Source organism: Nocardia jiangsuensis, from assembly GCF_042650385.1.
Classification (GTDB): domain Bacteria; phylum Actinomycetota; class Actinomycetes; order Mycobacteriales; family Mycobacteriaceae; genus Nocardia; species Nocardia jiangsuensis.
This window is the reverse complement of the sequence record NZ_JBHSAX010000009.1, coordinates 92,506-105,179: the sequence shown is the minus strand read 5'-3', so window position 1 is coordinate 105,179 and position 12,674 is coordinate 92,506. Positions and strand designations below refer to the sequence as shown.

Sequence of the window (12,674 nt, the reverse complement as noted above, 5' to 3'; positions counted from 1 at the left end):
GATCAGTCGATCACCGCGACGTCCGGACGCTCCGTCACCGGGGCGGCCAGCTGCTGCTCGTCGCAGATCCGCTGCAGCTTCTCCAGGGTCTCGTCCAACCCGGGGCCGAGCTTCGTACCCGGGGTGAAGGTGGCGGGCAGCTTGCGCATGCCCTGGATCACGCCGATCGTCTCGTAGTGCACCGTGCCCTCGGGATCGCACCGGTAGTCCGGCATCCGGTCCAGCACCGCGGTGAGCATCGACTTGAACACCGTGCGCGCCACGTTGGAGCCGATGCAGCGGTGGATGCCGAGGCCGAAGCTGAAGTGCCGGTTGCCCTTCCGATCCAGAACCACCTCGGTCGGGTCGGGGAAGACCGACGGGTCGCGGTTGGCCATGGCCCAGGAGAGCCAGAGCCGGTCGCCCTCCCGGAACTCGGTCTCCTGCAGCTCGACGTCCTCGGCGATGGTGCGGCCGTCGCCGGGGGCCGGGGTGAAGTAGCGGAGGAACTCCTCGGTGGCCGGGTCGAGCAGCTCCTCGCGCTCCCGGCTGAGCAGCTCGCGCTGGTCGGGGTTCTCGGAGAGCCACTCCAGCGAGTGCGCGGTCAGCGCGGTGGTGGTGTCGAAGCCGCCACCGATGATCAGCCCGAGCATGCCGAGCAGCTCCAGGTCGGGGGCGGGCTCGCCGTCGATCCGCAGCTGGGTCAGCGCGTACACCAGGCCGGGGCGCGGGTTCTCCTTGATCTCGGCCAGGCTGGTGAGCAGATCGATGCCCATGGCCCGGTGCATCTCCGCCACCTTCGGCGCCTCCGGCGAGTTCTCCGGGGTGTAGACGGCGGCGTGCACCGGCTCGCTGTAGAGCGACCAGCGCTTCAGCGGAATGCCGAGCATGGCCAGGGTGAGCACGGCCGGGACGACGTTCGCCAGGTCGTCGACGAAATCGATGCGGCCGGACTCGATGTGCTCGTCGAGGGCGGCCCGTACGATCTCGTCGATCACCGGCTCCCAGCGCCGCACCGCGGCGGGGGAGAGGTAGGGGTTGAGCACCGAGCGGTAGATCCGGTGCTCCGGGTCGTCCATCTCCAGGATGCCGCCGCGCACCATCGAGGCGCGCTGCGCGGTGGGGATCGAGATCCCCTTGTACCCCTTGCGCTCCCCGTGCAGGTCGTGGTCGTTGGAGACGTGCGGGCAGCGCGCCAGCTCGAACACCGCGTCCGCGCTCGCCGCGACCCAGTGCCCGTCGTGGGTGTCGGACCAGGCGACCGGGCACTTGCCCTGCATCTCCTCGGTGATGTCCTGGAAGCGGTGCCGGTACTCGGGGCTGTGCCGGTCGAACTGGTACCTGACCCGCTTGCGGTCCTCGCCGGCCACGCTCTCGTCGATGGTCACGATGTGAATCCTCTTCAGCTCAGATGTGGTAGTCGTACCACTTCAGGTAGCCGCCGCCGTCGACCCGCAGCTGCGTACCGGTGACGTACCTGGCCTCCTCGGACGCCAGGTACACGATGGCGTTGCTGATGTCCTCGGGCTCGACGTAGCGGATGGGCATGGCCTGCTGGACGGCGAACACCGGTTCGGCGTCGGCGCGGGTCGGGTGCTCCAGGTCCGGCCGGAACGAGCGGTACATGGGCTCGCTCTGCAGCATCGGGGTGTTGCAGTTGGTGGGGTGCACGACGTTCGCGCGGATGCCGCGCGGCGCCAGCTGCCTGCCCAGCTCGTAGACGTAGGCGGTGAGCGCGCGCTTGGAGTGCACGTACGCCATGCCGCCCGGATCCTTGCCCGGCTGGTCGACCTTGGAGATGTCGATCAGCGAGGCGGTGGAGCCGGTCGCGATGATCGAGGCGCCCTCGGTCAGGTGCGGCAGCGAGACGTGAATGGCGTTGATGGTGCCGATCAGATTGGTGTTGATCACGTCGGTCCAGGCCTGCAGCTGCGGCTCGCCCTTCATGCCGGCGATGCCGGCCTGGGCGACCACGATGTCCAGCTTGCCCAGCTCACGAACGCCGTCGTCCACGGCCTTCTGCAGTTCGGACGCGATGCGCACGTCCGCCTTCGCGGTGACGATCCGGCGACCGGTCTTGGCGACCAGGTTCGCGGTCTCCTCCAGATCCTCCGGGGTCGCCAGTGCGTACCCGACCGTCGCGATGTCCTCGCAGAGGTCGACCGCGATGATGTCGGCGCCCTCCTCGGCGAGCCGCACCGCGTGACTGCGGCCCTGCCCGCGCGCGGCGCCGGTGATGAACGCAACCTTGCCTTCGACACGTCCCACAGCTGTCCCTCTCCTGTGACTTCTCGGACGAGAATTTACCTCGCCATCGAGGAGAACGCTACTCTCCTCACGGAAAATCTCGCAAGGTTTTCGGACTTTTCGGGCAGGTCGAGGCGCTGATCCGCCGCGAATGCGCACGGCAGCGTGAATGTGTTATTACCCTCAGAGGAGAATGGCATTTTCACTCGATCTCGGAGGCGACCCGCGATGCGAACCATCCCCGACGAACTCAGGGCCGCGTACGAGGCAGCGGGCTGGTGGCGCCCGGAGACGCTGGGCGAGCAGCTCACCCGCGACCTGGCCGGGCTGCGCGAACTCCCGTTCCGGGTGCACTCGGACGCGCGGCCCTGGTCAGGCAGCTTCGGCGAGGTGGAGCTGCTGGCGCGGCGGCTGGCCGCCGGGCTGCGGGAGCGCGGGGTCGGGCCGGGCGACACCGTCGTCTTCCAGCTGCCCAACTGGATGGAGGCGGCCGCCACCTTCTGGGCATCGGCGTTTCTCGGCGCGGTGACCGTCCCGGTGGTGCACTTCTACGGCGCGCGCGAGCTCACGCACATCCTCGGGGTGACGAAGCCCGCGGTCTTCATCACCGCGGCGAGCTTCGGCAGGCTGGTCTTCGACCCGGAGGTGAGCGCCGGGGTGCCGATCGTCGGCGTGGTGGGCGGAAGCGGCTCGGCGGCGGTCGATTTCGACGCGCTGCTCGCCGACGAGCCGCTGGCGGGCGCGCTCCCCGCCGATCCGGCCGGGCCTGCCCTGATCGCCTTCACCTCGGGGACGACCAGCGCGCCGAAGGGCGTCGTCCACAGCCACCAGACGCTGGGCTGCGAGGCGCGGCAGCTGGCCGAGCAGAACAAGCTGGACCGCGGCGCGCAGCTCACCGCGGCCCCGGTCGGCCACTTCATCGGCATGCTCGCGGCCTTCCTCATCCCTGTGCTGCACGGGAAGCCGGTGCACCTCACCGACGTCTGGGATCCGGGCCGGGCGCTGGCGCTCATGCGCAGCGACGGCCTCTCGGTCGGCGGCGGGCCGCCGTACTTCGTCACCAGCCTGATGGAGCACCCGGACTTCTCCCCCGAGCACATGGCGCACATGCGCTACGTCGGGCTCGGCGGCTCCACCGTGCCGCCGTCGGTCACCCGCGGGCTGGCCGATCTGGGGCTGATCCCCTTCCGCGCGTACGGCAGCACCGAGCACCCCTCGATCACCACCTCCCGGTACCACGCGCCGGAGTACGAGCGGCTCTACACCGACGGCAGGCCGATGCCCGGCGTGGAGATCCGGCTCGGCCCGGACGGCGAGATCCTCAGCCGCGGACCCGATCTCTGCCTCGGCTACACCGACCCCGAGCTCACCGCGGCCGCCTTCGACGCCGACGGCTGGTACCACACCGGCGATATCGGGGTGCTGCACCCGGACGGCCACCTCACCATCAGCGACCGCAAGTCCGACGTCATCATCCGCGGCGGCGAGAACGTCAGCGCGATCGAGGTCGAGGAGGTGCTGGCCGGGCTGCCCGCGGTGGCCGAGGCGGCGGTGGTCGCGGTGCCGGACGCGCGCTTCGGCGAGGTGGTCGGGGCGGTGCTGCGGCTGCGGCCGGAGCACGCGCTGCCGACCGTCGACGAGATCGCCGCGCACTTCGCCGCGGCGGGCGTGGCCAGGCAGAAGTGGCCGGAGCGGGTCTTCGCCGCCGACGAGTTCCCGCGCACCGCGAGCGGCAAGGTGCAGAAACATCTCATCCGGCGGGGCATTGCCACATCCCGGCGAGGAGAATACGATTCTTCTCAGTTGCGAACGGAGATTTCATGACGACCCCCGCTCAGCCCGGAACCCCCGCATGGGACACCGAGGTCGACGTCGTGGTGCTCGGGAGCGGCGCCGCGGGCCTCACCGCCGCGCTCTCCGCCGCCGTGGCCGGTGCCTCGGTGGCGGTGTACGAGAAGGCCGAGACCGTCGGCGGCACCAGTGCGGTCTCCGGCGGCATCGCCTGGATTCCGGCGCACGACCGGGCCCCGGACGGGCCGCTCACCGTCGAGGACGCCATGGCCTACCTGGACGCGCAGTCGTTCGGGTCGATGGACGTCCCGCTGGTGCAGACCTTCGTGCGCACCGGCGGCGCGGCCGTGGATTTCGTGGAGAAGCACAGCGCGGTGCGCTTCGAGATCGCCGACGGGTTCCCCGACTACAAGCCGGAGCTGCCCGGCGGCCGCCCCGGCGGCGGCCGCTCGCTCAGCCCGATCGCCTTCGACCTGGGCCGGCTCGGCGCCTGGCGGGACCGGATCACCACCTTCCCGGCGGACTGGAGCAATGTCGGCTTCGACGCCGAGACGAGGGCGCGGCTGAACGCGGGCGTCACCGACGCCAACGCCGACCTGGTGGTGGCGGGCGCCGCGCTGATCGGCGGGCTGCTCACCGGGGTGCTCGCGGCGGGCGTCGTGCCGCGCACGGGCGCCCGCGCGGTCGAGCTGGTGACGGCGGAAGGGGCCGTCACCGGGGTCCGGATCGCCACCGCGGCCGGGCTCTCCACGGTGCGCGCGCGGCGCGGCGTGATCCTGGCGACCGGTGGCTTCGAGTGGGACGCCGAGCTGGTCCGCGCCTACCTGCGCGGCCCCATGCGCGGCCCGGTCTCGCCGCCGAACAACACCGGCGACGGGCTGCGGCTGGCCATGGCGCTCGGCGCCGAGCTCGGCACCATGAGCGAGGCGTGGTGGGTGCCGGTGGTGCAGATCCCCGGCGACACCATCGAGGGGAAGCCGCGCAGCCGCAGCGTCCGGCTGGAGCGCACCCGGCCGCGCAGCATCATCGTCAACCGGGCCGGTCGCCGCTTCGTGAACGAGGCGGGCGAGTACAACGCCATGGTCGGCGCCTTCCACTACCTGGATCCGCGCGGGGGCTACGTCAACGACCCCGGCCACATCGTCTTCGACGCCGAGCACCTGCGGAAGTACGGCTTCCTCGGCGTGCCGCCGGGCGGCGCGGTGCCGGAGTGGTTCAACGAGTCGGCCGATCTCGCCGAGCTGGCCGGGCGGATCGGCGCCGACCCGGACGGCCTCACCGCCACCGTCGAGCGCTGGAACAAGACCGTCGCCGACGGCGCCGACCCGGACTTCGGCCGCGGCGCCAGCGCCTACGACGGCTACTGGGGCGACCCGGACGCCGAGCCGGCCTGGGCCAGGACGCTCGGCCCGCTGGACACCGCGCCGTACTACGCGGTGCCGGTCACCGCGGGGGCCATGGGCACCAAGGGCGGCCCGCGCACCGACGAGGACGGCCGGGTGAAGCACGTCAGCGGCGCGGTGATCCCCGGACTCTTCGCGGTCGGCAATGCCATGGCCGGCGCGACCGGGCGGGCCTACGGCGGCGCGGGCGGAACCATCGGCCCCGGCCTGGTCTTCGGCTACCGCGCCGGGCACGCCGCCGCCACCGGCTCCTCCGTCGAATCCTGAAAGCAGAAGGGAACCACGCGTTGTCGGAGTACGAGAGCATCTGGAGCGATCTCCAGGGTGTGGCGTTCGAGCAGGGCTACCTGGACGCCGGGGGCGTGCGGACCCGCTACCTGCGCGCGGGCCAGGCGGGGAAGCCGACGCTGATCCTGCTGCACGGGTCGGGCGGGCACGCCGAGGCCTACGTGCGCAACCTCGCCGCGCACGCCGAGCACTTCGACACCTGGTCGATCGACATGCTCGGGCACGGCTACACCGGCAGACCGGGGCACCCGCTCGAGATCCCGCACTACGTGGCGCACCTCGCCGCCTTCCTCGACGCCATCGGCGTCGCCACCGCCTCGATCAGCGGGGAGTCGCTGGGCGGCTGGGTGGCGGCCCGGTTCGCCATCGACCACCCGGAGCGGGTGCACCGGCTGGTGCTGAACACCGCGGGCGGCTCGCAGGCCGACCCGGTGGTCATGCAGCGGATCATCACGCTCTCCATGGCCGCGGCCGCCGACCCGACCTGGGAGACGGTGCAGGCCAGGATCAAGTGGCTGATGGCGGACAAGTCCAAGGACTACGACGACATCGTGGCCAGCAGGCAGCGCATCTACCGGCAGCCCGGCTTCGTCGACGCCATGCGCGACATCATGGCGCTGCAGGACCCGGAGATCAGGCAGCGCAACCTGCTCGGCCCGGACGAGTACGGCCGCATCACCGCGCCCACCCTCGTCCTCTGGACCAGCGACGACCCCACCGCCGACGTCACCGAGGGCAAGCGCATCGCCGCGATGATCCCGGGCGCGCGCTTCGAGGTCATGCCGGACTGCGGGCACTGGCCGCAGTACGAGGACGCGGCCACCTTCGACGCCCTGCACCTGGGCTTCCTGCGGGAGAGCTGACGTGCCGGCCGATTACGACGTGCTGCTGGTCGGCGCGGGCCCGGTCGGGCTCACGCTGGCCAATGTGCTCGGCGGGCACGGCGTGCGGACCAGGGTGGTGGAGGAGCGGCCGACGCTCATCGACTACCCGCGCGGGGTCGGGCTGGACGACGAGTCGCTGCGCACCTTCCAGTCCATCGGGCTGGTGGAACAGGTGCTGCCGCACACCAACCCGAACCAGATCATGCGGTTCGTGGACGGGCGGCGCAGGCTGCTCGCCGAGATCGCGCCCACCGACACCTCGTTCGGCTGGCCCAAGCGGAACGGTTTCGTGCAGCCGCTGGTCGACGCCGAGCTGCTGGCCGGGCTCGCGCGGTATCCGTCGGTCGAGGTGTCCTGGGACACCGCCGTGACCGCGTGCGTCGATACCGGCGCCTACGTGGAGGTCTCACTCGGGGACGGCAGCGTGGTGACCGCGGAGTACGTGGTCGGCTGCGACGGCGGGCGGAGCGTGACCCGCAAACAGATGGGGGTGGGCTTCGAGGGGACCACCTCGCCGACCCGCTGGCTCGTGGTCGACCTGGCCTCGGATCCGCTCGGCCACCCCAATATCGAGGTCGGCGCCGATCCCACCCGGCCCAATGTCTCGGTCTCCATCGCGCACGGCATCCGGCGCTTCGAGTTCATGATCCACGACGACGAGCCGGACGAGCTCGCCGAGGATCCCGCCTTCTTCCAGCGGATGGTGGCCTCCTTCGTGCCGTACCCGGAGCGGCTGGAGGTGATCCGGCGCCGGGTCTACACCCACCACTCCCGGATCGCGGACACCTTCCGGAAGGGCAGGCTGCTGCTGGCGGGCGATGCCGCGCACCTCATGCCGGTGTGGCAGGGCCAGGGCTACAACAGCGGCATCAGGGACGCCGCCAACCTGGGCTGGAAGCTGGCCGCGGTGGCGACCGGCAGGGCAGGCGACGCGCTCCTCGACAGCTACGACACCGAGCGGCGCAAGCACGCCCGCGCCATGATCGACCTCTCCACGCTGGTCGGGAAGGTGATCTCGCCGACCAACAAGCGGGTGACCGCCGCGCGCGACGTGCTGGTGCGCGCGGCCGCCGCGATCCCGCCGGTGAAGTCGTACGTGCTCGGCATGCGGTTCAAGCCGATGCCGCGGTACGACACCGGCGCTGTGGTGCACACCTGGTCGCGCTCGCCGAAATCCGCCGTCGGGACGCTCTTCGTGCAGCCCCGGGTCGACACCCGCGAGCGCTCCGACGTGCTCCTCGACGACGTGCTCGGGCCGTGGTTCGCGGTGCTGTTCTGGAACAACCGGCCGCGCGAGGTGCTGGGGGAGCGGGAGTTCGCGCGCTGGAAGGCGCTCGGCGCGGTCTTCGTCGCGGCCCGGCCCTCCTGCCAGCTGCACTGGCCCGACCACGACGATCCGGACGTGCTGATCGTCGGCGACCGCACCGGCGGGCTCAAGCGCTGGTTCGACGGGCACCTGGACTCGGTGCTCTTCCTGCGCCCCGACCGCTGCATCGCGGGCGCCTCGCCCGCGCAGTACGCGCCGGAGGTCGGCGCCGCGCTGGCCGACGCGCTCGCGCTCGACCCGGAGGGGGAGCACGATGCCGCTGGCCGTGTGCTGCGTCTCGCATAGCCCGCTGCTCGAGCTGCCCGGGCCGGGGCGCGAGCTGCTCGACGATGTGGAGGGGGCGCTGGAGCGGGCCGCCGGGTTCGTCCGGGAGTTCGATCCCGAACTGGTGCTGACCTTCTCGCCGGACCACTACAACGGGTTCTTCTACCGGACCATGCCCGCCTTCTGCGTCGGCACCGCGGCGAGCGGGGTCGGCGACTACGGCAGTCACGCCGGGCCGCTCGACGTGCCGGCCGAACTCGCCACCGAGCTGGCCGAGGCGGTGCTCGCCGACGGCGTCGACGTCGCGGTGTCGGTGGCCATGGAGGTCGACCACGGCACCGTGCAGCCGCTGCGCAGGCTGCTCGGCTCGGCCACCGCGCTGCCGGTGATCCCGATCTTCGTCAACGCGGTCGGGGTGCCGCTCGGGCCGCTGCACCGGGCCGCCGCGCTGGGGGCGGCGGCCGGGCGGTTCGTCGCCGGGCTCGGCAAGCGGGTGCTGATCATCGGCTCCGGCGGGCTCTCGCACGACCCGCCGGTGCCCGCGCTGGCCACCGCCGCCGGGCCGGTGCGCGAGCGCATCGTGCACGGGGCGCCCATGTCGGCCGAGGCGCGGGCCGCCCGCCAGGAGCGGGTCATCGCCGCCGCGCGCGAGTTCGCCGCGGGGGAGGGGCCGTCCGCGCCGCTCGCCCCCGAGTGGGACGCCCGATTCCTCGACGTGCTCGACCGCGGCGCGCTCGGCGAGTTCGCCGGGTGGGACAACGCCGACATCACCCGCGCGGCGGGCAACTCCGCGCACGAGGTGCGCACCTGGGTCGCCGCCTTCGCCGCGCTGGCCGGCCAGGGCCCCTACCGGGTGGCCGACCGCTACTACCGCGCCGCCCCCGAACTCATCGCGGGCTTCGCCGTCCGCACCGCGCTGCCGGAAGGGAGGTCGTCATGACCGAACCAGTGGAGAGAGCCGACGAGACCGTGGACGTACTCGTCGTCGGCTCCGGCGGCGGCGGGCTCACCGCCGCACTCGCCGCCGAGGCCGCGGGGCTGACGGTGCTCGTGGTCGAGAAGGCCGCGTACTACGGCGGCTCGACCGCGCTCTCCGGCGGCGGCATCTGGGTCCCGAACGCCCCCGCCCAGCACCGCGACGGCTTCCAGCTCGACCCGGACAGCGTCGTCCAGTACCTGCGCACCATCACCGAGGGCCTGGTGACCGACGAACGGCTCCGCGCCTACGTGCACAGGTCCCCGGAGATGATGGCCTTCCTGGAGAGCCGCAGCCGCTGGCTGGAGTTCGTCTGGAAACCCGGCTACGCCGACTACTACCCGGAGCTCCCCGGTGGCTCCGACCAGGGCAGCACCATCAATGTCCCGCCGATCGACCTGCGCGAGCTCGGCCCGGACGAGGAGCTGCTGCTCAAGCCGCTCGCCCTGGCGCCGAAGGGCATCTGGCTCGGCCCCAAGGACCTGCGCCTCTTCTACCAGGTCCGGCAGAACTGGCGCGGCAAGGCGGTGCTGGTCAAGCTGCTGTGGCGCAAGTTCCGCGCGCACGTCTTCGGCGACCGCATCGCCGCCATCGGCCAGTCCCTGGTGGCGCGGCTCCGGTTGGCGCTGCGCGAGCACGACATCCCGCTCTGGCTGAACGCCCCGATGACCGAGCTGACCACCGGCCCGGACGGCGAGGTCACCGGCGCGGTGGTCGAGCGCGACGGGGTGCCGGTGCGGATCCGCGCCGAGCGCGGCGTCATCCTCGCCACCGGCGGCTTCGACCACGACATGGAGTGGCGCAGGCGCGAAGAACCGCTCATCGACGAGGACTGGAGCTTCGGCAACCCGCTCGCCACCGGCGACGGCATCCGCGCGGCCGAGAAGGTCGGCGCCGCGACCGATCTGATGGACGAGTCCTGGTGGTTCCCGTCCATCCAGTGGCCGGACGGCCGGATGCAGTTCCTGCTCAACGAGCGGATGATGCCCGCCCAGTTCATCGTCAACGGCAACGGCGAGCGCTACATCAACGAGGCGGCGCCGTACATGGACTTCGGCCACGCCATGCTGGCCGGCCAGCGGACCGGCGTCGACCACATCCCGAGCTGGCTGATCACCGACCACCGGTCGTGGAACCGCTACGTCGTCGCCGGGCACCTCCCGCTGCCCAAGATCCCGTTCGCCCCGGTCCCCACCGGGCGCAGGATCCCGCAGGCGTGGCTGGACTCCGGCGTCGTGGTCGCGGCGAATTCCATCGAGGAGCTGGCCGCGAAGATCGGCGTGCCGCCGGAGCGGCTGCGCGCCACCGCGGACCGCTTCAACGAGCTCGCGAACTCGGGCCACGACGACGACTTCGACCGCGGCGACAGCGTCTACGACAACTACTACGGCGACCCGACCCTGCCCAACCCCAACCTGGCGCCGCTGCGCAAACCCCCGTACTACGCCTTCCGCATGGTGCTCGGCGACCTCGGCACCTCCGGCGGGCTGCGCACCGACGAGCACGCCCGAGTCCTGCGCCCCGACGGCAGTGTCGTCCCCGGCCTCTACGCCACCGGCAACACCGCGGCGCCGGTCATGGGCCGCTCCTACGCGGGCGCGGGCGCCACCATCGGCCCCGCCATGACCTTCGGCTACATCGCCGCCGAACACCTCGCCGGGGCGGGCGGATGACGATCGGTGAGCTGTGGCGCTACGACGGCCGCCGCGCCGTCGTCACCGGCTGCGCGTCGGGGATCGGCGCACAGGTCGCGCGGCAGGTGCGGGAGCTCGGTGGCACCGTGATCGGGCTCGACCTCGCCGAACCGGCCGCCGAGCTGGACGGCTTCCACCGCGTGGACATGGCCGACCCCGCCTCCATCGACGCGGCCGTCGCCGAGCTGGGCCCGGTGGACACGCTGTTCAACGTCGCGGGCGTCTCCTCCGGCATCGGCGACCCGCCGAAGGTCGTCACCATCAACTTCCTCGGCCTCCGCCACCTCACCGAGGCCCTGCTGCCGGGGTTGCGGCAGGGCGCGACGATCGCCAGCGTCTCCTCCCTGGCCGCCGCGAACTGGCTCGAGCACCGCGACCAGACGACCGGGCTGCTCGACACCGACGGCTTCGAGGCCGGAAGGGCCTGGTGCGCGGCCAACCCCGAAGCGCTCGAAGACGGCGGCTACCGCCTGTCGAAGGAGGCGATCATCCACTACACCGCCCGCGCCGCAGCCCCGCTCGGCGCGCGCGGCATCCGCGTCAACTGCACCGGCCCCGGCGTCACCGAGACCCCGATCCTGGACCAGCTGCGCACCGCCTACGGCGACCAGTACCTCGACACCATCCCGAAACCGCTCGACGGCCGGGTCTCCGACCCGGCCGAACAGGCGGCGGTGCTGGTGTTCCTCAACAGCGCGGCGGCGAGCTACGTGACCGGCCAGGTGATCTGGGTGGACGGCGGCAATGTCGCCGGCCGGCTCGCCGGCCCGGTGTGACAGCGCGGCTGACGAAAGAACTCGGAAGGACAACGACAGTGGCAAGCTTGACCGATTTCCGGAAACTCGGCGACGAGGTTCGCAACTGGGGCCGGTGGGGCGCCGCCGACGAACTCGGCACGCTCAACTTCATCACCCCGGAGAAGGTGGCCCAGGCCGCAGGCCTGGTGCGGCACGGGAAGGTGTTCCCGCTCGGCGTCGACTTCGGCTCCTCCGGCCCGCAGGGCGCCTTCAAGTTCCGGCACAACCCGGTGCACGTCATGACCGTGGACGGCGGCGACGTCACCGCGCTCACCGAGTACGGCCCGAAGTGGCTGCGCAACAGCGTCGGCGCCGAGGTCGCGGGGTTCTTCGCGGACAACCCGTTCCGCTTCAACGACGACATGATCGTCATGCCGCTGCAGGCCGCCACCCAGTGGGACGCGCTCTCGCACGTCTACTACGACGAGAAGCTCTACAACGGCTTCCCGGCCGCCTCGGTGACCAGCTTCGGCGCCTTCCACTGCGGCATCGACAAGGTGGACGGCAAGGGCATCACCAGCCGCGGCGTCCTGCTCGACCTGGTGAAGCACCGCGGCGCGGACACCTGGCTGCCCGGCGGCGAGCCGATCACCCCGGACGAGCTGGACGAGGTCGCGAAGCGGCAGGGCGTCGAGGTGGGCCGCGGCGACATCGTGCTGGTGCGCACCGGCTGGTGGGCCCGGTTCGAGGAGGCGGGCGACGGCTCCGAGCCCTACTCCGGGCTGGACTGGCGCTGCGCCAAGTGGCTGCACGAGCGCGAGGTCGCCGCGGTGGCCGCGGACAACCTCATGGTCGAGGACCCGGTCTCCGGCGTCGAGGGCACCTTCCTCCCCATGCACATGCTGTGCCTGCGCGACATGGGGCTGATGCTCGGCGAGTACTGGGACCTCACCGCGCTCGCCGCGGACTGCGCCGCCGACGGCGTCTACGAGTTCCAGCTGGTCGCCCCGCCGCTGCGGGTGGTCGGCGCGGTCGGCTCCCCGCTGAATCCCATCGCCATCAAGTAGATGAAGGAGGTAGCGGC

10 protein-coding genes are annotated in these 12,674 nt (G+C 71.9%); 8 read left to right on the top strand and 2 right to left on the bottom strand.

The genetic code is table 11. The features are described 5' to 3' along the window. Window positions 1–2: 2 nt before the first annotated feature. Together ACFO0B_RS09700 and ACFO0B_RS09695 are read right to left on the bottom strand one after the other, a co-directional pair. A complete protein-coding gene (locus ACFO0B_RS09700) occupies window positions 3–1,367 on the bottom strand; it encodes a cytochrome P450 (RefSeq protein ID WP_378612024.1) in 1,365 nt (454 codons plus the stop codon). Between the two features lie 19 nt (window positions 1,368–1,386). Continuing rightward, the gene (locus tag ACFO0B_RS09695) at window positions 1,387–2,247 is read right to left on the bottom strand and encodes a mycofactocin-coupled SDR family oxidoreductase (RefSeq protein WP_378612023.1); all 861 of its coding nucleotides are present in this window, start codon (window positions 2,245–2,247) and stop codon (window positions 1,387–1,389) included. Window positions 2,248–2,454: 207 nt separating this feature from the next. On the opposite strand from ACFO0B_RS09695, the gene ACFO0B_RS09690 reads away from it, so the two are divergent. The 8 genes from ACFO0B_RS09690 to ACFO0B_RS09655 are packed head-to-tail and all read left to right on the top strand — an operon-like array spanning window position 2,455 to window position 12,657. Then, a complete protein-coding gene (locus ACFO0B_RS09690) occupies window positions 2,455–4,050 on the top strand; it encodes an AMP-binding protein (protein WP_378612022.1) in 1,596 nt (531 codons plus the stop codon). Continuing rightward, window positions 4,047–5,687 (top strand): FAD-dependent oxidoreductase, encoded by a 1,641-nt coding sequence (locus tag ACFO0B_RS09685; protein ID WP_378612021.1) that lies wholly within the window; start codon window positions 4,047–4,049, stop codon window positions 5,685–5,687. The genes ACFO0B_RS09690 and ACFO0B_RS09685 overlap by 4 nt, the downstream gene beginning before the upstream one ends. Window positions 5,688–5,707: 20 nt before the next feature. Beyond that, window positions 5,708–6,571: an alpha/beta fold hydrolase gene (locus ACFO0B_RS09680; protein WP_378612019.1), complete on the top strand. Its 864-nt coding sequence runs from the start codon at window positions 5,708–5,710 to the stop codon at window positions 6,569–6,571. A gap of 1 nt (window position 6,572) precedes the next feature. After that, window positions 6,573–8,204: a bifunctional 3-(3-hydroxy-phenyl)propionate/3-hydroxycinnamic acid hydroxylase gene (locus ACFO0B_RS09675; protein ID WP_378612018.1), complete on the top strand. Its 1,632-nt coding sequence runs from the start codon at window positions 6,573–6,575 to the stop codon at window positions 8,202–8,204. Next, complete coding sequence (locus ACFO0B_RS09670) at window positions 8,173–9,123, top strand: 3-carboxyethylcatechol 2,3-dioxygenase (protein ID WP_378612016.1); 951 nt, start codon at window positions 8,173–8,175, stop codon at window positions 9,121–9,123. The genes ACFO0B_RS09675 and ACFO0B_RS09670 overlap by 32 nt, the downstream gene beginning before the upstream one ends. Then, window positions 9,120–10,832, top strand: coding sequence for an FAD-binding protein (locus ACFO0B_RS09665; RefSeq protein WP_378612015.1), 1,713 nt, complete (start codon window positions 9,120–9,122; stop codon window positions 10,830–10,832). The genes ACFO0B_RS09670 and ACFO0B_RS09665 overlap by 4 nt, the downstream gene beginning before the upstream one ends. Then, window positions 10,829–11,629, top strand: coding sequence for a coniferyl-alcohol dehydrogenase (locus tag ACFO0B_RS09660; protein WP_378612014.1), 801 nt, complete (start codon window positions 10,829–10,831; stop codon window positions 11,627–11,629). Before ACFO0B_RS09665 ends, ACFO0B_RS09660 begins: the two co-directional genes overlap by 4 nt. 38 nt (window positions 11,630–11,667) lie before the next feature. Beyond that, entirely contained in the window at window positions 11,668–12,657 is a 990-nt protein-coding gene (locus tag ACFO0B_RS09655; RefSeq protein ID WP_378612012.1) for a cyclase family protein, read from the top strand. The last annotated feature ends 17 nt before the right edge of the window (window positions 12,658–12,674 follow it).